Annotated in this window: 20 protein-coding genes; 8 read left to right on the forward strand and 12 right to left on the reverse strand. The window is 40.9% G+C overall.

The genetic code is table 11. The features are described 5' to 3' along the window. Nucleotides 1-329: 329 nt before the first annotated feature. Together HHA42_RS10645 and HHA42_RS10650 are read right to left on the reverse strand one after the other, a co-directional pair. On the reverse strand, nucleotides 330-2,042 hold the full coding sequence (locus HHA42_RS10645) for an AAA family ATPase (protein WP_168419317.1): 1,713 nt from the start codon (nucleotides 2,040-2,042) through the stop codon (nucleotides 330-332). Nucleotides 2,043-2,131: 89 nt separating this feature from the next. Beyond that, nucleotides 2,132-4,135: a hypothetical protein gene (locus tag HHA42_RS10650; RefSeq protein ID WP_168526425.1), complete on the reverse strand. Its 2,004-nt coding sequence runs from the start codon at nucleotides 4,133-4,135 to the stop codon at nucleotides 2,132-2,134. A 454-nt stretch (nucleotides 4,136-4,589) separates the two neighbouring features. On the opposite strand from HHA42_RS10650, the gene HHA42_RS10655 reads away from it, so the two are divergent. Together HHA42_RS10655 and HHA42_RS10660 are read left to right on the forward strand one after the other, a co-directional pair. Then, complete coding sequence (locus HHA42_RS10655; RefSeq protein ID WP_168419315.1) at nucleotides 4,590-5,762, forward strand: iron-containing alcohol dehydrogenase; 1,173 nt, start codon at nucleotides 4,590-4,592, stop codon at nucleotides 5,760-5,762. A 276-nt stretch (nucleotides 5,763-6,038) separates the two neighbouring features. Continuing rightward, entirely contained in the window at nucleotides 6,039-7,016 is a 978-nt protein-coding gene (locus HHA42_RS10660) for an alpha/beta hydrolase (RefSeq protein WP_171525592.1), read from the forward strand. 47 nt (nucleotides 7,017-7,063) lie between these two features. On the opposite strand, the gene HHA42_RS10665 is transcribed toward HHA42_RS10660, so the two are convergent. After that, the gene (locus HHA42_RS10665) at nucleotides 7,064-8,245 is read right to left on the reverse strand and encodes a transcriptional regulator (protein ID WP_168526427.1); all 1,182 of its coding nucleotides are present in this window, start codon (nucleotides 8,243-8,245) and stop codon (nucleotides 7,064-7,066) included. Between the two features lie 244 nt (nucleotides 8,246-8,489). Here HHA42_RS10665 and HHA42_RS10670 point away from each other — a divergent pair, with 244 nt between their 5' ends. Then, nucleotides 8,490-10,001: an aldehyde dehydrogenase family protein gene (locus HHA42_RS10670; RefSeq protein WP_005177426.1), complete on the forward strand. Its 1,512-nt coding sequence runs from the start codon at nucleotides 8,490-8,492 to the stop codon at nucleotides 9,999-10,001. A gap of 176 nt (nucleotides 10,002-10,177) precedes the next feature. Here the strand turns inward: HHA42_RS10670 and HHA42_RS10675 are convergent, their stop codons facing one another. From HHA42_RS10675 to tkt, 4 genes are all read right to left on the reverse strand, one after another. After that, nucleotides 10,178-10,762, reverse strand: a complete 585-nt coding sequence (locus HHA42_RS10675) for a YceI family protein (protein WP_168419311.1) — start codon at nucleotides 10,760-10,762, stop codon at nucleotides 10,178-10,180. A 137-nt stretch (nucleotides 10,763-10,899) separates the two neighbouring features. Continuing rightward, nucleotides 10,900-11,388: a GNAT family N-acetyltransferase gene (locus tag HHA42_RS10680; RefSeq protein WP_168526429.1), complete on the reverse strand. Its 489-nt coding sequence runs from the start codon at nucleotides 11,386-11,388 to the stop codon at nucleotides 10,900-10,902. A 172-nt stretch (nucleotides 11,389-11,560) separates the two neighbouring features. Then, nucleotides 11,561-11,776: a hypothetical protein gene (locus HHA42_RS10685; RefSeq protein WP_004976879.1), complete on the reverse strand. Its 216-nt coding sequence runs from the start codon at nucleotides 11,774-11,776 to the stop codon at nucleotides 11,561-11,563. Between the two features lie 153 nt (nucleotides 11,777-11,929). Further along, on the reverse strand, nucleotides 11,930-13,918 hold the full coding sequence (gene tkt / locus HHA42_RS10690; RefSeq protein WP_168526431.1) for a transketolase: 1,989 nt from the start codon (nucleotides 13,916-13,918) through the stop codon (nucleotides 11,930-11,932). 779 nt (nucleotides 13,919-14,697) lie between these two features. On the opposite strand from tkt, the gene metK reads away from it, so the two are divergent. After that, nucleotides 14,698-15,864: a methionine adenosyltransferase gene (gene metK, locus HHA42_RS10695; RefSeq protein ID WP_104851871.1), complete on the forward strand. Its 1,167-nt coding sequence runs from the start codon at nucleotides 14,698-14,700 to the stop codon at nucleotides 15,862-15,864. Between the two features lie 152 nt (nucleotides 15,865-16,016). Further along, a complete protein-coding gene (locus HHA42_RS10700) occupies nucleotides 16,017-16,328 on the forward strand; it encodes a monooxygenase (protein ID WP_168526433.1) in 312 nt (103 codons plus the stop codon). A 172-nt stretch (nucleotides 16,329-16,500) separates the two neighbouring features. On the opposite strand, the gene HHA42_RS10705 is transcribed toward HHA42_RS10700, so the two are convergent. Next, nucleotides 16,501-16,734: a hypothetical protein gene (locus tag HHA42_RS10705; protein WP_168526435.1), complete on the reverse strand. Its 234-nt coding sequence runs from the start codon at nucleotides 16,732-16,734 to the stop codon at nucleotides 16,501-16,503. Nucleotides 16,735-17,058: 324 nt separating this feature from the next. Here HHA42_RS10705 and HHA42_RS10710 point away from each other — a divergent pair, with 324 nt between their 5' ends. Then, the gene (locus HHA42_RS10710) at nucleotides 17,059-17,256 is read left to right on the forward strand and encodes a hypothetical protein (RefSeq protein ID WP_168526437.1); all 198 of its coding nucleotides are present in this window, start codon (nucleotides 17,059-17,061) and stop codon (nucleotides 17,254-17,256) included. 16 nt (nucleotides 17,257-17,272) lie between these two features. Here the strand turns inward: HHA42_RS10710 and HHA42_RS10715 are convergent, their stop codons facing one another. The 3 genes from HHA42_RS10715 to HHA42_RS10725 form a co-directional block, all read right to left on the reverse strand. Further along, nucleotides 17,273-17,914 (reverse strand): LysE family transporter, encoded by a 642-nt coding sequence (locus tag HHA42_RS10715; protein WP_168526439.1) that lies wholly within the window; start codon nucleotides 17,912-17,914, stop codon nucleotides 17,273-17,275. Nucleotides 17,915-18,064: 150 nt separating this feature from the next. After that, complete coding sequence (locus HHA42_RS10720; RefSeq protein ID WP_167845952.1) at nucleotides 18,065-18,637, reverse strand: FxsA family protein; 573 nt, start codon at nucleotides 18,635-18,637, stop codon at nucleotides 18,065-18,067. Nucleotides 18,638-18,795: 158 nt separating this feature from the next. Next, a complete protein-coding gene (locus tag HHA42_RS10725) occupies nucleotides 18,796-19,182 on the reverse strand; it encodes a YkvA family protein (protein ID WP_168526441.1) in 387 nt (128 codons plus the stop codon). 201 nt (nucleotides 19,183-19,383) lie between these two features. Here HHA42_RS10725 and ruvC point away from each other — a divergent pair, with 201 nt between their 5' ends. Further along, on the forward strand, nucleotides 19,384-19,929 hold the full coding sequence (gene ruvC, locus HHA42_RS10730; RefSeq protein ID WP_168461588.1) for a crossover junction endodeoxyribonuclease RuvC: 546 nt from the start codon (nucleotides 19,384-19,386) through the stop codon (nucleotides 19,927-19,929). A gap of 24 nt (nucleotides 19,930-19,953) precedes the next feature. On the opposite strand, the gene HHA42_RS10735 is transcribed toward ruvC, so the two are convergent. Continuing rightward, nucleotides 19,954-21,474 carry an NAD(P)H-hydrate dehydratase gene (locus tag HHA42_RS10735; protein ID WP_168526443.1) on the reverse strand — a complete coding sequence of 507 codons (1,521 nt, stop codon included), beginning with the start codon at nucleotides 21,472-21,474 and terminating at the stop codon, nucleotides 19,954-19,956. Between the two features lie 22 nt (nucleotides 21,475-21,496). Here HHA42_RS10735 and queG point away from each other — a divergent pair, with 22 nt between their 5' ends. Next, nucleotides 21,497-22,597 (forward strand): tRNA epoxyqueuosine(34) reductase QueG, encoded by a 1,101-nt coding sequence (queG, locus tag HHA42_RS10740; RefSeq protein WP_168526444.1) that lies wholly within the window; start codon nucleotides 21,497-21,499, stop codon nucleotides 22,595-22,597. Nucleotides 22,598-22,968 lie beyond the last annotated feature (371 nt).

A 22,968-nucleotide genomic window follows, 5' to 3' on the forward strand; every position in this document is an offset into this window, starting at 1 on the left:
ACCACTTACCCAAGTTACGCCTTAAATTTGGCTCAATTAGGGGCGCTTTGCATTTCAAATCTTTGTGCAACAAAGCCGTGATGAATGCGTGTTAATTTCACAAAGTCATGCCTAGGTTAAGGGATTGGATAATCAATAGATATGGATGCTAATATACCAAGACACTCACCTAAAATACAAAAGATAATCATTTAAATCTCTAATAAATACCCACCTTGCCACTACTGAATCGACATAGACAAAATGAGCACTTATGCAAATATTTGTCTATATTTTTAGTTATAGTTAATTACTCCGCAAAAGCCTGTGGTCTTTACAGGCATCCTCAACTACTGAATAAACAACAGTGCCAAGCGCACTTGGTCATAGCCCATTCTCGGACTGGTGGCTTCAACTATAGGACGCAACTTAATTGCCCCGTCATCGCTAAAATGATCTGCATTTTGGCGCTTCATTAAACGCTTATAAATTTTACGCACTTCTTCCACTACTTCTTCACCCGGATGTGCCACGGAAATATCCAGATTTTGTTCTTTTTGCAACCGTGCTAAATGGTTAATGATGGTTGCAGGTGTTAAGCCACGCTCTACCGCAATATCTTGAATATCATAACCTTCTTCAAATAAAGCGCGGGTTTCATCCAACGTGGCGGTTGCATAATTGGTTTTACCACCTTTGGCAATTTTCTTTTCATTACGCAAAATCTCGGTTTCGTTCAATGTGCCACCACAATGACGAATAAATGCATTATGTTGCGGAGTTAAATCCATCAGTTCGTAGTGTATTTCGGCTTCTTCAGACAATTCCTGAAAACGCCGGTCAGCCTTAATGGCTAAACTGTCCAATTCCAATGCTTGGCTGTTAAAACCCAATAAGCGCAAACCACTTAAAGATTTTAAACGTGACAAGGCCACATAACCCTGCCCTTTTTCAAAAGTATGGCTTAAATTAATTTCTGCAGCTTCTAAGGTCATACCTTGTGACTTGTGGATGGTAATGGCCCACGCTAAACGCAGCGGAATTTGCTGAAAGCTGGCAATGGTTTTACCAGCATCATTATCTACCGACCATGTTTCAGGCTCAACCAACAAGACGGTGCCATCGGTCAGTTTCACTTTAGGCAAAATGCCATGATCATCATCTTCTTCAAAGCCAATCACTTCGCCCAAACTGCCGTTAATGTAGCCCATATCAAAGTTGTTTTTAACAAACATCACTTTGGCATGTTTTTTCAGATTTAAAATTTCAGGTGCACGTACTGATGATTTCAGGGTTTCAATCAGTTTTTCATTGCCATCACAAACGGCATCAAACTGCTTGCTCTCAGTTTCAATTTCATTCAGATGTTTAAAGTTGATGTTGTCTACATCCATATTATGGGTATATAGACGGGTGAACGTATCTCCAATATCTTGCTGACGAGTTTGTTCCAAAGCCTGAATATGTGCTTGTTCAATATTCTGCGCCCGAATTGCATTTAAAATATCATTTAAATAGTCATCGCCCTGACGGTGTTGTTCGGTCAAATAACACACACGGAACTTGGCTTCTACCCACGCGTCCGACATAAAACAGAATTTATCTCGGTTGCGCTCATCATTTTTCCCTACAGGCGGTAACTGGAAAAAATCTCCCGCAACAATCACCTGAATGCCGCCAAAGGCTTCATCGCTATCTTTAAAATATTTTAAAACCTGATTGACTAAATTCAGTTGCTTGGCATGCAACATCGAAATTTCATCAATAATCAACACTTGCGCATTTTCTAAATGTTCTTTGAGATATTTGCGCTCTTTCATATTTTTTAGGTCTGCATCGGACAAAAAATCTTTAATACCAATGCCTGCCCATGTGTGAATGGTCATGCCATTCATGTGCGTTGCAGCAATACCTGTAGATGCAGTGATGGCTACAGGTACTTTTCGTGCTTTTAAATAATTGATGTATTGATTCAGGGTATAGGTTTTACCCGCACCAGCAGAGCCTGTTAAAAAGACATTTTCGCCTGCTTTTAAAAGTTTAAGTGCAGTTTCCTGTTTCATAAGACCTATACCATTGCTGAACGGCTATAGCCTAACGAGTTTTTGCCCAAAAGTTAAGGCTCAAGTCTGCGAATACGACAACTGTTGTCTTATGCTTTAGCTTGCAATTGTGGATTCAGCCATGCAATAAACTGCTCTGCAATGGTCACCAGTAACTGTTCCGCTTTTTGATTATTCGGATATTCCAACTGATCAAATTCAAGTTGCCCCTGCCGAAAATGACAGCCCAGAGTCAATTGCTGCGCATAATGTGGTGACGCCATGTGAAAAGCCACATATTGCCCTTCACTCATTAGCTTAGCGTAGCTAAGTGCCAAACAGTGTTTAAAGTTTTGTGATTCTTCAATAATACGGTCTAAATGAATCATTTCCTCAAAGCACCAGCCTGAAAATTTTAGCGTTGGCATAGGGCTTTTGGCCTGCCATGCACTGCACTGAATTTCCTTTTTTAATTTGGCCATCAGTTCTGCTTTGTAGACCTGTTGATGCCAACGCACCGCCTGATGAAATAACCCCAACCAACTCAGACTCTTAGGAATATGTGTATGCGCTGCAAAATATTCCAGTAAATAGTCACGTACATAACTGTCAAACACTGAAACTCGCGTATGCTGCGCCCGTAAATAAAAACGCTGCCGAAAATCATCAGGTTGAAGTTGATAACGCTGCAACACCGTATAAAAATCACGCTGCTGCTGACTCTCGGGCTGAATATAGTCCAACAAGGCAGGCGGTAAATCCTGTGTGATTTGCTGCAAATAAGTCATATAACTTTGCATAACACGACTCAAACGTCTAAAAACATGCTTCACCAAATGCTCATCTTGCTGCGCCACTGTTTTTAGCAAACTCATCCATTCATCCAAATACAAAATGGAAGGACTAATCGCAACACGTGGATCATCTACAGATTGCTTTTCACCATGTGGCATTAGACTGACATTATGTGCATGCGCAAACCATGCCTGCTGTGTCGCATACACATTACAGCTTTGAATAAACATACGCGCCGCAGAATATTGAAAATATTGCAATGTCGCTAAAATAATACGTGGATGTGCCTGACTACAATCGACAAAACTGAGCGCAGTCACTGCGACCCGCACACTGGTATGCTGCATATTTAAACTGAGCCAATCCAACACTTGTGCAGACTGTTTAAACAGCCAGTTCACCGCTCGTGGATAATCAAATAACGGCAGTTTGGCAACCTTCTTTTGCCAAATTAAAGGACAGGATTTTAAGAAATGCGGTTTTGCCAATGCATCGGAACGCTGCCACACTTCTCGATGCATTAAGCGGGCAAAACCCAGTAAATGACCATGTTCTTCGGCATGCCGATACAACAACTGAATATCATCCTGATGGTCAATTAAATCCTGCAAATTAAAACGCTCAGGAAAGGACACCGCCAAAATTCGATACATGGCTTTAGGCAAAAACTGTGCAGCACTAAAACAAAAATCATCATAACTGTGCATTAAGGCTTGCACAGGCAAAAAGGTATCACCCTCAATAAATTCTAAAGCACACAATGCAGATAAGGCCGTTAATGTTTCATCTGGAATGACCGTACCATGCTGTACAGCACCTGTAAAAACAGCATGCTGGGCATAATCAGACTGAATCAAGGCTTGATCTAAAATCTGAGCCTGTACACCATCTAAATGCAGCAGCAACTGTTGAACACGTGCAGCACCATCCACCCACATATAGGCTTGCTGCATAATCAGATGTCGTAATTGCTGCGCCTGATTACGCAAAAATAAGGAGTGTTGTGGCTTTAAATCACCCGTGTGAAACTGTAAATCATGCAGAAAAAAATCTTCAAACGCTTCTTGATGCTGCCCCGCAAACTCAAACTGCGTCTGAATTAAACTAGGGTTAGATTTAGGCGGATAAAATTCAAGGCTAAATAGACCGTTTAGCAATTCAATCCGATGCTGTAAAGGATCAATACGGAACATATTTTGTGCAGTGAGATGCCCAACTAGCTCCATTTGATCTTGATATATTTCTGCGGCCACACTGGAAATACGTACCAATTGCTGTGCAACGGCATGCAATTGGCTATGCTGGCGACTTGGCTGCATACACACTCCTCATGCTTAAGTACGGTCTATCTAAGTTGCATCTTATTTTTATTTAATTGCAGCGACTAGACCAAACTCGTGATTAATCCCTATTTTTTGTTTTATTTTCCATTTTCATAAAGCACTTGATGCTTGAATTTTCCTTAAATCTGCCTATGCATCAACTTCCACTAGACTGGTTTTATGCACAGTATCTACACATAAAACCGTATATATAAACCACTATAAACAAGATTTCTGGCCTTGCCTATAGCTTTTATAAAGCTTCAGATGAAATATGACTCTTTTAAAATCCCATAAATTACAATAGATTAATTTGCACTATTTCCTCACAAAATAGGGTTGGTTTTTGGTAGGTAGGATTTGCATACAAAGCATTGAATACTCAAATCACGGTTCAATACCGCGATAACAACATATTATTCCAATACCCAATGCAAGAAGGAATCTGAGCATGGCTTTTAAAAATATTGCAGATCAAACCAACGGTTTTTATATTCCTTGCGTGTCACTATTTGGCCCTGGTTGTGCCAAAGAAATTGGCGTAAGAGCACAAAACTTGGGCGCAAAAAAAGCCCTAATTGTGACAGATGAAGGACTATTTAAATTTGGCGTGGCCGATACCATTGCAGGCTACTTAACTGAAGCAGGCGTTGCCAGCCATATCTTTGCAGGGGCAGAGCCAAACCCAACCGATATTAATGTCCATAACGGTGTCGATGCCTACAATGCCAACAACTGCGACTTCATTGTGTCTTTAGGCGGTGGCTCTTCGCATGACTGTGCTAAAGGTATTGGCTTGGTCACTGCAGGAGGTGGACATATTCGTGATTATGAAGGCATAGATAAAAGTACCGTGCCAATGACACCGCTGATTGCCATTAACACCACAGCGGGAACAGCTTCAGAAATGACCCGTTTCTGTATCATTACCAACACCGACACCCACGTAAAAATGGCCATTGTCGATTGGCGCTGTACCCCACTCATCGCCATTGATGACCCTAAACTTATGATTGCCAAACCTGCGGGCTTAACCGCTGCCACAGGTATGGATGCCTTGACGCATGCGGTAGAAGCCTACGTTTCAACTGCGGCCAACCCGATTACCGATGCCTGTGCGGAAAAAGCTATTCGTATGATTAGTCAATGGCTGAGTCCTGCAGTGGCAAATGGTGAAAATATTGAAGCACGTGATGCCATGAGCTATGCGCAGTACTTGGCCGGTATGGCATTCAATAATGCATCATTAGGCTATGTACATGCGATGGCGCATCAATTGGGTGGTTTTTATAACTTGCCACACGGTGTCTGTAATGCAATTTTACTGCCGCATGTTTGTGAATTTAACCTGATTGCCTGCCCTGAACGCTATGCAGACATTGCAGAGTTGATGGGTGTAAATACAGATGGTTTAACCACCACAGAGGCTGCTTATGCTGCAATTGATGCAATCCGTGAATTATCGAGTTCTATTGGTATTCCAACAGGTTTGGCAGAGTTGGGCGTTAAAGAAGATGATTTAGCGATTATGGCGGAAAATGCACAAAAAGATGCCTGCATGCTGACTAACCCACGTAAAGCCAACCATGCGCAAGTGGTCGAAATTTTCAAAGCGGCTATGTAAATATCGCTACACGGCTGAGTGAATCTACATTTGCTCAGCCTCTCCCATCCCCTAATCAATTGTCTTTTTCTCATTTTGTTTCTTGTTTTAATTTTTAACTTCCCTTTGCAGAACCATGTCACGTGTGTTCTGCTTTTTTTAATCTGTGCTGCGCATATAGACATTTATACACAATCTACAAAATATCTAAATGTTGATGCTTTTCATAATTCAATTTGACAAATGCACACAGCTCATCAAGGATATAGACAAAATAAAATTGATGATGAGCGCCTTATGCCACTTCGTAAAAAACAAAAAGCTGCCCCTAGCTACCATCCTGATATTTTAGGTCCTGATTATCAACAAATGACGTTGGACTTCCCCGCCGATTATGAAGGTAAAGTGATTGCCACTTTGGTACGCAAAAAAGCCGAACAAGAAACCCGTAAAGCTGTGCTCTATATTCATGGTTTTATTGATTATTTTTTTCAGACTGAAATGGCAGAACAGTTTAATCAACATGGTTATGACTTTTATGCGCTCGATTTACGGAAATATGGCCGCTCACATTTGTCACACCAGCACTGGTATAACGTGCGTAACCTATCTGAATATGATGCAGAAATTTCGGCTGCACTTGAGCAAATAGCGGCCGAACAGCATGATTCCGTTATTTTATGTGGTCACTCTACAGGTGGATTAATCACCACACTCTATGTGGCACATCATCCAAATCATCCTCTGATTCGCGGCCTATGGTGTAACAGCCCTTTTTATGATTTCAATATGACCGAAATTGAGAAAAAAGCTGGCGTACCACGCTTAAGCCAACTCGGGAAGTTATTTCCAGATTTGAAGTTTCCAAGCCGGCTAAATCCATTTTATGTACCCAGTCTACACAAGCAATATCATGGTGAATGGTTATTTAATTTAGAATGGAAAAAGCCACGCTATCCTAAAGTGCGATTAAGTTTTGTACGTGCAATTCATGAAGCGCAAAAAGAAATACATGCCAGTGTGCATTTGGGTGTACCAACCTTAATTATGCATGCGAGTCAAAGTAGTTATCCACGCCAATGGAATGAGATTGCGCAACGCACTGACGTAATTTTAGATGTTGCAGATATGCAAAAATATGGGCATCACATGCATGGTGATATTCAGCTTTGCCAAATTGAAAATGGCATGCATGATTTGGTGCTTTCTGCGCCCGAAGTCCGTGCGGAAGTATATCAGTCCTTGTTTGACTGGTTAAACCGCAAAGGGCTATAAAAACTAAAGGACAGTGAAATGAAAGCCTAAATGACTTGAGTCGTCCTTTAGGCTTGGTATTTTAATAAAATTTGATGTGCAGGATGATGCTTTGGCATCAATTCAATTAAACGCTCCACCGCGTCAATCGCTTCAGGGCTGCGTGCCAAATGTTTTAGCAATGCATCGGTATCTTGTGCATTAAAAATGGCTTCACTCAGGCGAGATTCTAAGCAATCTCGCCATGCACATAAAAATGGACTTTCAGTTTTCGCCAAAAATACCCCTGCACACGTTTGCAAGGCTGACTGCACATAACCTGCATCTAAAGCCTGCTCGGCTTGTAAAAAATCGGCTTCTATATGCGCTAAAACTCGGTAAGGACGCGAACCAAGCATCCCGCCTAGAATATCACGTAATTGTGACATTTCAGCTTTTAGCGTCCCCATACTAACTTTACGCTCACCATATAGGGCTTGGTGTAAAGTATCTAAACTCATGCCTTGTGGGCAAAGTGCCAAAATCACCAATATTTCAATTTGACGCGGTGTCATCACCACCACTTTGCCATTAAATAACACCTGTGGCACGCGAAACGCGCGAATATAAAGCTGCTGTTTTTGCTGTTCAAGTAGTGCATTTTGAATCAAAGAAGCACAGCGTTCTGCTGCCAACAAACCCAAACTGTTATGGTTTTTCCAAGTAGTCGATAAATCAATTACGCCCAACACTTGTTTGGAATGAGGGTCTAAAATAGGCGCTGCATAACAAACCCAGTCATGTAAGGATGACATATAGTGTTCACTGGAAAACACACAGCTGGCTTGCTGAGTTTTGAGTGACAAAGCCAAAGCATTCGTACCCACCAACTCTTCACGCCACTGCCCACCTTCTACAAAATGCACCTGCTCCGCCACATTACGCATTTGCGCGCTCGCAGCAGTCCAAATAATCGTAGTGCCCACATCGCCCACGGCTGCCACCATGTCGGACTGCTGCGCGATATGTCTTAAATCCTCTGCACAGTTTTGCACAGCACGTTGTAAAGCCGAACCGCCTTGCGGATGCGATAAACGAGAATTTAACGGGGCTGCCAGCCGATCAACAGGAATTTCCGCAATTTGAGAGCGTTGCCAAGAATTTAAAATACTCTGCTGAATTTGCTGCGCATGTAGCGGCGATAAACTACTGCTTTGTCTAAACTGTTCAATATGCTGTCTTTTTTCCAATAGGTCTTGTTTTTTCATCATGACTGATTCTCACAATCCTGTGGGCATTACATCCAATGTACTGCTTGTTTTTGTAAGGATTTGTTTGTTGCTTGTAAACCTGCAACTTTCCAACCTTTTTCCAACCTTATATTGGTATGCTAAACAAATAGCGTACCAAAGTACCTTATACCTTAGCCGTAAATTTAAACTGATTTTAGACATAGGATTATTCTAAACGGTAAAGAGACGGCAGATTATAAAAAACCATCAAAGGAAGTGAATTATGCGTTACGTAGATCCCAATCAACCCGGTTCAAAAGTTCAATTTAAAGCACAATACGAAAACTTTATTGGTGGCGAGTGGGTAGCACCAGTCAAAGGCGAATACTTTGAAAATATCTCTCCTGTAGATGGCAAAGTATTTACCAAAGTCCCACGCTCATCTGCAGAAGATATTGAACTGGCTTTAGATGCTGCACACAAAGCCAAAGCTCAATGGAACAGTTCATCTCCAACTACTCGTTCTAATATTCTGTTAAAAATTGCAGATCGTTTAGAACAAAATCTAGAATTACTGGCGGTTGCCGAAACATGGGATAACGGTAAACCTGTACGTGAAACATTAGCAGCCGATATTCCCTTAGCGATTGACCATTTCCGCTACTTCGCAGGCTGTATCCGTGCGCAGGAAGGTGGAATTTCTGAAATTGATGAAGATACCATTGCCTACCACTTCCACGAGCCTTTGGGCGTGGTTGGACAAATTATTCCATGGAACTTCCCTATTTTAATGGCGACATGGAAACTTGCACCTGCATTGGCTGCGGGTAACTGTATTGTGCTTAAACCTGCAGAACAAACGCCTGCCAGTATTTTAGTTTTGGTTGAACTCATTCAAGATTTATTGCCTGCAGGCGTATTAAACGTAGTCAATGGGTATGGCGTAGAAGTTGGTCGTCCATTGGCAACCAATCCACGTATTGCCAAAATAGCATTCACAGGTTCAACACAAGTTGGCCAGTTGATCATGCAATATGCCACTGAAAATATTATTCCAGTGACCTTGGAACTTGGTGGTAAATCTCCAAATATTTTCTTTGAAGATATTATGGCGCAAGATGACGACTACTTAGATAAAGCCCTTGAAGGTTTTGCTATGTTTGCGCTGAATCAGGGTGAAATTTGTACTTGTCCATCACGTGCACTCGTACAGGAAAGTATTGCTGACCGTTTCCTTGAAAAAGCCATTGAACGCGTTAAACGCATTAAAACAGGTCACCCGCTTGATACTGAAACTATGATTGGTGCGCAGGCTTCACAAGAACAACAAGATAAAATCTTAGGTTGTATCGCCACAGGCCGTGCAGAAGGTGCACAAGTTTTAACAGGTGGTGGTGAACGTCAGGAAGTGGGTAGCGGTTTCTATATTGAACCGACCATTTTCAAAGGCACCAATGATATGAAAATTTTCCAAGAAGAAATTTTCGGCCCTGTACTTTCTGTCACTACATTTAAAGACTTCGATGAAGCCATTAAAATCGCCAACGATACCATTTACGGTTTAGGTGCTGGGGTTTGGTCACGTTCTGCGCATACCTCATACCGTGCAGGCCGTGCAATTCAGGCAGGTCGTGTCTGGACCAACTGTTATCACATTTACCCTGCACACGCTGCCTTCGGTGGTTATAAAAAGTCAGGTATTGGCCGTGAAAACCACAAGATGATGTTAGAGCATTATCAACAAACCAAAAACTTGTTGGTGAGCTATTCAACTAAACCTGCAGGCTTTTTCTAAGTTGTGTTAAATTTTAAAAGCTAAAGCTCCTATCTAAAAATGCGAACTTCGGTTCGCATTTTTATTTAATCCATTTCAATATTAGACTCAAAATCTGCCACACGTATAAATACATCTAAAAATACAGACACAAAAAAAGCACCATATCAATGGTGCTTTTATCACATCATATCTACTTATTTTTTTGCAGCTACAGATGCTTCAGTAGTGATGTTTACAGTAATTTTATCACCTACGTTTGGTACATAGCTTGCAATACCAAATGCAGAACGGTTGAATGAAGTTGTTGCATTAAAGCCAACAGTCGCCGCCTGAGTCATTGGGTGTGGACCTTGCTTGTTCAATACGGCATCAAGTACTACCGGTTTAGTCACACCTTTTACAGTTAAATCACCAGTGATTTTAAAGTTTTTCTTGTCTTGAGTTTCAACTTTAGTACTTTTGAAAGTAATTGTTGGGTATTTTGCTGCATCAAACCAGTCTGCTGCCATTAAGTGCTCATCTAAAGCTTTCACGTTAGTGTTAATGCTGCTTAATGGAATAGTTACGTTAACAGATGAGTTCGCAGGTTTTTTCTCATCAATATTGATTGTACCTTGAATGTTTGAGAAGTTACCTGATGGTGTAGAAAAACCGAAGTGATCCCAAGTAAATACAGTTGCAGTATGGGTTGGGTCAATTTGATAAGCTACTGGTTTTGCGATAGTCATAGTTGCTGCAGAAGCGATAGCCAAACCTAATGCAATTGATTTCATGTTCATGTTGTTGATCTCCAAAAGAGTGAATTCGTTTTCAATGATGTTTAGTTTATAGATTTTTGATGCAAATACACGTGTAAAGATAAAACGTTATGTTGCATGACTGAAACGATAAATTTGTAAAAATATGCTTGCTCGTTTTACATAGCGACTGTAGGACTTCGATATTGAATAAAACCTGTTCTTTTTGCGACACGATCATACAATTGCCGAGCCTGTAAATTATCTTCATGGGTCAGCCAATACACCCGATCACATTCACGCTGTTGCGCTGTGTGATAAACCTGCGCTATGAGCAACCTTGCAATCCCTATCCCTCTATAATCAGGCAAGGTAAATAAATCTTGTAAATAGGCATAAGGCTTGAGTGTCCAGCAACTGTCATGTTCAATCACATGCACAATTGCGACAACTTTAGTTTGATATACGGCAGCAAAGCCATAAATATAGGGGCGTTGAGGATCAGTCAGTTTTGACCAAGTCTGTCGTGTCACTTCATTACTGAGTTGCATCCAATAAAATTGCTGATAGCCTTGCCAAAGTAGTAACCACTGCTCAAACTGAATTTCGCTTAACGGCACAATACCTATTTTTTGACTCAGTTGATGCTGTACTTGGGTTGCCTGCATGCTTGGATATTATCTAATTGTTATATCTTAGAATGATTGATGATTCACATTGAATATTATGCTTAGGCTATTTTATACACTATTTTTACAGCAATAAAAAAGCTTTACCCTACGTATAGAATAAAGCTGATCTCTAACAATTCACGATTTTTACCATTAAAAGGCAAATCAATTAAAGCTTTTCAATCAAAATACGATCAACCTGCTTTAAGCCTGATTGCTTTTCATGGTTTTTACGGCGAATTTTGATTTGCTGATCCTCAGCTAAATCCTGTAATAACAACTCCACCGCAACCATTGCTTCAAGTGGCAAATCTTGTCCAATCCACTTTTGTTCACCCGCATCCATTAAAGTGACTTCATCATTAATTTGCTCGTACAAACTCATTTCTCATCTCACTCAATTACACAGAGGTCTATTCACAAACCTGACTTACACTTGCAACATCTGCAGGCAGCACTAAACAAGCGGCCAAACAAATATGCAAAAATAAAAGACGTCCCTTTGCAGGAACGCCTTTAAAAACACTTAATTAAAAAATTAAGCAGTTAATTCTTTTACTGCAGCTACGACCGCTTCAGTGGTAATACCAAAGTGTTGATACAACTCTTTTGCTGGTGCAGATTCACCATAGGTTGTCATACCAATGACTTTGCCATCTAGACCAACAAACTTCCACCAATAGTCTACATGCGCTGCTTCAACCGCAACACGTGCACGAATTTGTGATGGCAATACTGCTTCACAATATGCTGCATCTTGTTTCACAAATTCTTCGGCACATGGCATAGACACAACACGTACGCCTTCAAGCTGTGCATACGCTTCCATTGCCAAAGATACTTCCGAACCTGTTGCAATAATAATTGCTTTAAGTTCGCCTTTTTCTTCAGCCAACACATAACCACCTTTTGCCACGTTCTCAATTTGTGCTTGAGTACGGGTTTGGAATGGTAAGTTTTGACGTGAGAAAATTAAAGCAGTTGGGCCTTCGCTACGCAACAATGCAGACTTCCAAGAAATGGCAGCTTCTACAGTGTCAGCAGGACGCCATGTATTTAAGTTTGGCGTACCACGCAAAGATGCAATTTGTTCAACAGGTTGGTGGGTTGGACCATCTTCACCCAAACCAATTGAGTCGTGGGTATACACATGAATTACGCGTTGCTTCATCAATGCAGACATACGTACTGCATTACGTGCGTATTCCATAAACATTAAGAAAGTTGCCACGTATGGAATAAAGCCGCCGTGAAGAGCCACACCATTTGCAATAGCAGTCATACCAAACTCACGTACACCGTAATGCACATAGTTGCCTGCTGCATTGTCCTGAACGCCTTGGCACCCTTTCCAAAGAGTTAGGTTTGAACCTGCTAAGTCTGCAGAACCACCCAACAATTCAGGCAATAATGGACCAAATGCCTGTAAAGTATTTTGGCTGGCTTTACGGGTTGCAATCGTTTCTGCTTTAGCATTGGTTTCTGCAATAAATGTATCTGCTTGCGCAACAAATTCTGCTGGCAATTCACCGCTTAAACGACGTTTAAGTTCAGCAGCTTCAGTTGGATATTTTGCTGCATAAGCCTCAAAAGTCGTATTCCATGCTGCTTCTGATTCTGCACCTTTGGTTTTCGCATCCCAAGCGGCATATACATCTTCAGGAATCACAAACGCTTCATCTGTCCAGCCTAATGCTTCACGAGTCAATGCAATTTCGTCATGACCTAATGGCGCACCGTGACAGTCTTCTTTACCTTGTTTGTTTGGCGAACCTAAACCAATCACTGTTTTACAAATAATAATGGTTGGTTTTTGCGTTTCTGCTTTTGCTTCAACTGTTGCCGCACGAATTGCATCTGCATCGTGACCATCAACTTTTAGTACTTGCCAGCCATAAGACAAGAAGCGCTGTTCTGTATCATCAGAGAACCAGCCTTCTACTTCACCATCAATAGAAATGCCGTTGTCATCATAATAAACAACCAGTTTGCCTAAACCTAAAGTACCTGCCAATGAACATGCTTCGTGTGAAACACCTTCCATTAAACAGCCATCACCCAAAAAACAGTAAGTGAAATGGTCTACAACTTGAATATCTTCTTTATTAAATTGTGCTGCCAAAGTTTTTTCAGCCAAGGCAAAACCTACGGCATTGGCAATACCCTGACCCAAAGGACCAGTGGTGGTTTCAATCCCTGGTGCATAGCCCAATTCTGGGTGACCTGGAGTTTTTGAATGTAACTGACGGAACGCTTTTAAATCTTCAATCGAAAGATCATAACCTGTTAAATGTAACAACGCATATTGCAACATTGAACCATGACCATTAGACAGTACAAAACGGTCGCGGTTTGCCCATTGTGGATTAGTTGGGTTGTGATTCAAGAATTCACGCCACACCACATCGGCAATATCTGCCATCCCCATCGGAGCACCTGGATGTCCTGAATTTGCTTTTTGCACAGCATCCATTGCCAATACACGAATTGCGTTTGCAATACGACGTTCGTTAAGCGGGGTCGTCATAGGTCAGAGTCCACAAAAAATCGTTAAACAGAAGAAGATGAATAGAATTCAAAACAGCCGCTATTCTCTCAAAAAAACGCCTGAGGGGTAAAGCCTATGCAACAATATTTCCGCATTAATTCCCATTCAGCGTACTTTTCGTGCAGATTCGGGGCAGTTTCAGCATTTGTTTTAAGAGAAATGAGGCCAACCATTCAACAAAGCAAGTTTTAAGCCGCAGCTTTACAGATTTTAAAACATAGATATTTCAGTTTATAGAATTTCGCATGAACGAAGAGCAAGTTTGATGCCCGACTCACACTTTAGATAAAATTCATCTCGTTTAACTCCATGCATTATCCAATTTTGACCTGACTAAATGCTGAAATAATAGACAAGTTTAACCCCACCCTGAATTTTATTCACTTTTCACACAATAAATTGAATCACAGCCATCCTTCAAAACTTTATAATAGCTTTTAAAAATGCAGAATCATGCAGATAAACTCAATTCAACGTCTTTAAAACATCAACATAAGATATTGTTTTTAAATACAATTCAATGTTTAAAAATAAAATGTTTCTTAGTTTAAAATTATGACGGCATGCTTTAGCCAACATGAATATTTTTGAGTCAAAATATAGTCATACCGATACTTTATCTATTTTTTAGCAAAAGATATGCGATAAAAAGTCATTGAATTGAAATAAATTCAGCCATTTTAGTCGTAATGCGCTAGTCCTAAAGTCTAACTCGATGTAACATATTGCGTCTTTTGAATTTAACTGTGATAGGACTTATGCGCGAGTACGCTGTATTTACCTCGGAATCTGTAAGCGAAGGCCATCCAGATAAAATGGCTGACCAAATCAGTGATGCCATTTTGGATGCAATCTTAAAAGAAGACCCTTATGCGCGGGTTGCTTGTGAAACGCTTGTAAAAACGGGTGCGGTTGTACTGGCAGGAGAAATCACAACAACTGCAAATGTTGATTTTGAAGCCATTGTTCGTCAAACCGTAAACGGTATTGGTTATCATCATTCAGATCTTGGCTTTGATGGTTCTACCTGTGCGGTCATTAATATGATTGGTAAACAATCACCTGAAATTGCGCAAGGTGTAGACCGCCAAAAACCTGAAGATCAGGGTGCGGGTGACCAAGGTTTGATGTTTGGTTATGCCAGCCGTGAAACTGATGTATTAATGCCTGCCCCAATTTCTTACGCACACCGCTTAATGGAAAAGCAAGCTGAATTACGTCGCAGTGGTGCTTTACCTTGGTTACGCCCAGATGCAAAAAGTCAGGTAACTTTTGCGTATGAAAATGGTGTGCCTGTACGTTTGGACGCAGTAGTTTTATCTACTCAGCATGATCCTGAAATTTCTCAAATTCAGCTCAAAGAAGCTGTGATTGAAGAAATTGTGAAAAAAGTGATTCCTGCCGAAATGTTCCATGCAGACACTAAATTTCACATCAACCCAACGGGGATGTTTGTAATTGGTGGCCCTGTAGGTGACTGTGGTTTAACTGGCCGTAAAATTATTGTAGATACTTACGGTGGTATGGCGCGTCACGGTGGTGGTGCTTTCTCGGGTAAAGACCCATCTAAAGTTGACCGTTCAGCTGCTTATGCAGGTCGTTATGTTGCAAAAAATATTGTTGCAGCAGGCTTGGCAGACAAATGTGAAATTCAAGTGTCTTATGCAATTGGTGTTGCTGAACCAACTTCAATTTCAATTAACACTTTTAACACTGCAAAAGTAGCAGATGAATTGATTATTGCTTTGGTACGTGAACACTTTGACTTACGTCCTTACGGCATTACCAATATGCTCAATCTGTTACAACCAATGTATAAGCAAACTGCAGCCTATGGTCACTTTGGTCGCCAAGGTTCAGACACTGCATTTACATGGGAAAAAACTGACAAAGTTGAAGCATTAAAAGCTTCTGCAGGTTTATAAAAGTTCTGATTCAAACAGATTTCAAAAGCTCACTTCGGTGGGCTTTTTTAATGCACCATAAAACAAACAATATTTATGACGTGAATCTCAATATATAAAATACGAATATGTTATAGTCCTAATATCGCTTAAAAATAATTTAGGAGCTACGCATGGCTGTTATTCTTCAAGTCGACTTCCCTTCTCAAGGCCCATTTGGCGAAAGCATGAGCCAAGCATACAAAGAACTTGCTGAAAGTATTAACCTTGAAGCTGGCATGATTTGGAAAATCTGGACAGAGAACAGCCAGACGCAAGAAGCTGGTGGCATCTACTTATTTGATAATACTGCCAATGCAGAGCAATATTTAAAAATGCACACCGCCCGTTTAGAAAGTTTTGGCGTACAAAACATTCGTGGCAAGATTTTTGAAGTCAATGCTGCCCTGTCTGCCATTAACCAAGCTAGTTTTTTGAACTCTTAACAGCTTTATAATGCTTTGATTAAGATTAAAAATACAAGCAGAAAAATCACCTAAAATCCTGAATGATAGCTTCATTCAGGATTTTTAAATTTAGCACCTTAAATATGACTAGATATAGGCTAAGTTTGAGCAGAAAATCTTAGATTAAGTTAAGTTTAGAATTATATTCAGCCTACTGTGTACGAATCACATCAAGTACTGTTTGCTGTACAGGCACCTCTTGATGATCTTGCAAATACACATGCACGACTTTTAACACAATAGCTGCGGCTAAACAAGCCAAAATACAGAATAACCAAAAACCATAAGGACTACGAATATTGTATGAACCACAAGAGGTACATTCTTTTTCTGATGATTCCACAACCCGATTGCAACATGCGCAACGATACTGATGATACAGCATAGGTATTCTCCTACTTCACTGTAATTCTTGTTTTTATTGTTACACCATCTACCCTGATGAAGTGTAATTTTGCTTAAGCATCTGTGACACTTTGTAGCTTGTCTCAGATACTTGCTCAGCAACCTTGCCAAGCATTTCAATCAGCATGCCAAAGTTAGAAAAAATGCGCAAATAGTATTTTTGAATAAATTTCTGGATTTTCCATCTGAATTTTATATGCCATGTTAAAATATTGAACTGCGTAAAACTCAAGATCACAGCTCAAATTTAGCTTGCTAAACGTGGGTTTTATCAATCTTTTTAATCACACGGAATAGAATCAAGATGGTGCAATTGATTAAAAAAGGCGGTTTACGTGAACGTGCCAACCGTAGCCGAAAATATCAGGGTTCAGAAAACACAGAAGCGACTTTAAGTAGCAATCGGAACTATCCACCCGATCATTTCGTTAAAACAGAAGCTGAGTCTGAAGCTAAACAAACCGTCAAAAAACCATCAGACCCAATTAACTCAACTCACTAAGGTTCATATCTATATTTTAGGTTGAAAACATACGCAGAGCATCTAGCCATAACCACAGCGCAAATAATAAAAATAATGCACCCGACACCATATCAATATAACTGCCCGAACGCTGATACAACTTTTTCATTTTGGGTGTGGAAAGCAGCAACATAAATAAAGTAAATGTCACAAAGGTCTGAATAGGAATAATGACCGCTAATTGGGCTTTTAAAGAACCCGTTGCAGATGAACTCAACGCCAAAGCAAAGACACTGCTGAAGTAAATTAAGGTTTTAGGATTAGATAAATTGGTGAACAAACCCAATAAAAAGTAGTTTTTTGCCGCAGGGATTTGAACATTCGTATCATCAAACTGTTTGCTTTGCTGCCAACTCCGCCAACCACCTGACAGCATACCCCAACCCATTTTGGCAAGAAATAAACCACCAATGAGCATCAGTACTTGTTGTATCCATGGAAATTGTTGTACCAAGACCGTGAAACCGAGCAAGGTCAGCACTACCCACACGACAATTCCCGTCGAAATACCTACAATAATGTGTAAAGTATTACGGCGTGTATTGGTTGCTGCACTTTTAGCAATGAGTAGCACATCTGGACCAGGACTGAGCTGCGCAACAAAATGCAGTGCACAAATGGTCAATAACAATGACATAGATACATCAGAAAGAACTTAAAGCGTGATTATAGCTTGCCTAATCAGGCTATAGACGCTGCTTTAAATATTTCACGTTAATTATCATCCAAAATGCGCATAAAAAAACCGAATCAGCTCGATTCGGTTTTATAGAAAGCACAATCAATATTACTTAGGTTGATTGACATCTTTCATTTCAATTTTTTTAGCATCAGGGGTAATTTCACGTGCTTCACCATCAATGATACTAGAGTCACGACCACCCTGTTGATTTTGCATATCTTGCATTTGGCGCATTAAATCTGCAAATGGGTTTTGACCTGCACCGCCCATGCCATTCATATCGCCCATCATGCCACCCATCATTTGATTCATCATCGCTTGCTGACGCTTCATCATGGCTTTCATCATTGCGGCTTTAAATGCATTTTGAACGGCAGGAATCATCACCAACAATGCCAGAACATCACTGATCAAACCTGGAATCATCAATAAAAAACCCGCAAAGATTTTAGGTAAATTATTGCTAAGTGCAGGGTCGGCACTCATCTGCCCCATTTGCATTTGCTGCATTTGTGGCATCACACCAGCAGAATATTTACGAATCAAGTTCAAGCCAATCACAAATGCGGCAATAAACCAAAAGAACACGTACCACATGCTCCCTACTAGGTCACCCACACCAATCCAGACGAAGACTTCAAGAACTAAGCCAATTAGAACAATAAGAAATAATTTCATGAAAATTAATCTAATCTCAATTAAATAAATAAAATGCAGAAACCAAGTGCTTCATCGGGATCAAGCTTTTTTGATTCACTTTTCTTTCAATATGGGCAGTATTGTATTTTTAAAGGTCTAGCCTGTCATTAATATTTTCATCATCACCCAATTACAACCTATATGGTTGGGCGATATAGATAAATATAAGCCAGATACGCCAACCCTAACCACACAATAATAAAAACCAATGCTGCGATATAACTGCTTGGTTTTTGACTCATTGCATCGGCTTGCAGACGACAGCGCTGCATCACTTCTGTGGATACCAAACGCAATACCAACATGATGCCCAAGGGCACTAAAATCAGATCATCCAAATAACCAAAAACAGGAATAAAATCTGGAATTAAATCGATGGGTGAAATGGCATAAGCGGCAACCAATAAGGCCACCAATTTAGCAAGGAATGGTGTTTCAGGATCACGTGCTGCAAACCAAACTGCATAGACATCTCGTTTAATTTGCTTAGCCCATTGTTTTAGCTGATCAATCCATCTGGCCATAGCCTGCCTCTTTTTTAACATCATATTTTGAGTATAAAACTCAATACTTAAAATAAAATGAAGTCCAATATCGAAATTATGGCAAAGATATGCTCCAATTGTTTAAACATCAGCACATTGACTGAATGTTTTTAAATTACTCCACACAAAAGAATTTTAAACTCCTATAATTCAGCATGATGTAATTTTTTAAGGCTTGGCATGTCACTTATTATTGGAATCGACCCTGGTTCTCGGCTTACTGGCTACGGCATTATTGAACGTGATGGTGCTAAATTGCGTTTTGTAGACGCAGGAACCATTCGCACCGAAAGCAGTGAAATGCCTGAGCGCTTAAAACGAATTTTTGCAGGCATTGAGCGAATTGTAAAATTTCATGGCCCTACAGAAGCTGCGGTTGAGCAAGTGTTTATGGCTCAAAACCCTGACTCTGCCCTGAAATTAGGGCAAGCGCGTGGTGCTGCCATTGCCGCTTTGGTGAATTTAGATTTACAAGTTGCGGAATATACTGCGCGCCAAATTAAACAGTCGGTTGTTGGCTATGGCGCTGCCGATAAAGAACAAGTACAAATGATGGTCATGAAATTGCTCGACTTGTCTATTAAACCGCAACAAGACGCTGCCGATGCTTTAGCTGCAGCTATTTGCCATGCGCATGCTTCGGGCAGCATGACTAAATTAGCCGTACTGAATGCCTTAGGGGGTATGGCACGTGGTCGTAGTCGCTCAAGCTCTAGACGTCGTTAAATAAATAGCTTCATCTTAAATATTTTACTGATTCACGACCTGATAAATGGCTTGGTTCATGTGTTGAGCCTGTAAGCCACGCATGCCTTGTTGGGCAAGAACATCTCCCGCTAAGGCATGTAACATGACAATTTCATGTAATTGAATTTGATTGTGAAACTGAGCTTTTAAACTGGCGATCATTCCTGCCAAGACATCCCCCATTCCCCCTGTACCCATGCCTGGGTTGCCTGCGGTACAAATCCACAGTGCAGTTGCTTCTGCTGCTGTAGGCGCAGTTTGCAAGGTCAAACTGCCCGAACCTTTTAACACCCATTCTCCTGCATAGCGTTGCTGTAATTGCTGAATCGCAGCAATACGGTCGGCTTCAATTTGGGCAACCGTAGCACCAAGCAAAGTTGCCGCCTCGCCCGAATGTGGTGTTGCATAGCTATTGAGTTTGAGCTGAGCTGGACTATTTGAAGCCTGTGCATGTTGGGCTAAGAACCACAATGCATCGGCATCATAAACCACCTCAACATCTGACTGATTTAAAGCCGTAAACCAATTTGTATAATGTTGCTCCGCCCAAGCATCCCGACCAAGTCCCATGCCTAAACTTACGGCATCCACCTGTGAAATTAATTGCTGAATCTCTGCCTTAGACAGTGCATCAATATCACGCAGCATTAAATTTGGCGCTCGGCTTAAAATCGCAACATGATGTTTAGCATGACACACCACAGTCACTTTGCCCGCACCTGCATTTGATGCGGCCTCTGCTGCCATCATCACAGCACCGCCCATTTGCGCGTGCCCACCTACAATCAGCACATGCCCATAAATGCCTTTATGCCCAAAAGCTTGTCTTGCGGGTAATTTAATTTGTTGTGGTGTGAGCTGTGCCAAAGCTTTGAGTTCTGCATCTAAAGGAATCAAGTCCAGTACATCTACCTGTCCTGTATATTCCTGCGCTTGCCCTGTAAATAAGCCTACCTTTAAACCCAAGGCCGTAAAGGTGTAATCCGCTTGAATTGCGCATGGCATCGGCTGACCTGTATTGGCATTTAAACCGCTTGGAATATCTACCGCAATTTTTAAAGCTTGTTGTTGATTGATCGTGTGAATAATCGACTGCCATTCATCATTTAAAGGACGATCTAAACCAATACCAAATAACGCATCTATATAGCAGTCATATTTTTTTTGAAATGCAAAACTCTGAATAATATTCACTTCTGCCGCTTCAGCTTCTAAAAAAGCCTGATGTAAATCTGTCGATGTACCGCGTGTTGCTGCATAAATATCGACCTGAAAACCTGCTTGTTGTAAATATTTTGCAGTTAAGTAGCCATCACCAGCGTTATTACCCTGCCCACAGCACACAGCAACTGTTTGAATTGGAAAAGTCTGGGCAGCAAAAATTTTGCGAAGTTGTAAATGTAGTGTCCATGCCACTTGCTGCATTAAACCATAGGAACTGTTTTGACGGGCAAACCAGCGTTTCTCCCACGCTTGAATACTTTGGCTATGATAAACAGGGCTATGGTACACTTGCTGCGGCATTTTTCTTCCCTTCTGTTTTGTTATGGCAACATCCACCACTTCAGCACATATTTCACTATATCAAGATGATCCAACTGCCCTGAAAGAGTGGATTAAAGCTCAAGCTTTGGCGCTTGGTTTTGCTGATTGTGTCATTGCCAAACCAGATGCTCAAGCAGAATTAGCCCGTTTTCAGGAATATTTAAACCGTGGCTATCATGGTGATATGAAGTTTTTGGAAGAAAATTTAGAAAAACGAGCCAACCCAGCATTATTAGTGCCAAATACCAAAAGCATTATTTGCGTGCGTATGAATTATTTGGTGGAAAGACCACAACCACGCCACATTCCAGATGCCTCTAATTCGGCAATTATCGCCCGTTATGCGCGCGGTCGTGATTATCACAAAGTGATGCGTGGTCGCCTTAAAACTCTTGCAACACGTATCCGTGAAAAAGTTGGTGAGTTTGAATCACGCCCCTTTGCCGACTCTGCACCCATTTTTGAAAAGTCACTTGCAGAAAGTGCAGGCATGGGTTGGACAGGCAAACACACCTTACTTATTCATAAAAAATCTGGGTCGTTTTTTGTATTGGGCGAACTGTTTACTTCACTAGATTTGCCTTTTGATACACCTGCAACATCGCATTGCGGTTCTTGCACAGCCTGCATTGACATTTGCCCAACACAGGCCCTTGTTGAGCCTTATATGTTAGATGCACGTAAATGTATTGCGTATTTGACCATTGAATATCAAGGGGTAATTCCTGAAGATTTACGCCGTGGCATTGGCAATCGGGTATTTGGTTGTGATGATTGCCAACTGATTTGCCCGTGGAACAGCTTTGCCCAAGTCACCACGGTTGATGATTTTCAGCCTCGGCATGCGCTAGATCAGATCAGCCTGCTAGATTTATGGCAATGGGATGAAGCCACCTTTTTAGCCAAAACGGAAGGCAGTCCATTGCGTCGTACTGGCTATCAGAGCTTTATGCGCAATATTGCCATTGGACTTGGAAATGCCCCATTTTCTGCACAAATTTTGCAAACTTTGCAACAAACACGATTACAGCATGATGAGATTGTGCAAATCCATATTGACTGGGCCATTCAGGAACAAGAGTTAAAACAGCCTAAAAAATAAACAATTTTCACCTAACAAAAACGGTAGCGTTTGGACTGCAGGTTCTTTGCCAGTTTCGTGCATTATCTGAATTTTAGTTGCCATTTCATCACAAAATAAAAATGGCCAGAATTTAATTTTGCTGCGAAATAGCCATAAAAATGCTTAAGTTTGCAACTAAAATGAGTTTGTTGTTTTACTTGGCGCAAGATAAATATTTGCGACCAAATTGAGAGATTATGCCTTTCTGATTTCCACAGTTTGTGTATGATACAGACTATAAATAATAGGGATGATGGACTTTTACTTATGTCAGTACGTAATGATTGGACCCGAGAAGAAATTCAGCAGTTATATGAACAGCCTTTTCTAGATTTGGTCTTTGAAGCACA

The organism is Acinetobacter sp. A3 (genome assembly GCF_012371415.1).
Classification (GTDB): Bacteria; Pseudomonadota; Gammaproteobacteria; order Pseudomonadales; family Moraxellaceae; genus Acinetobacter.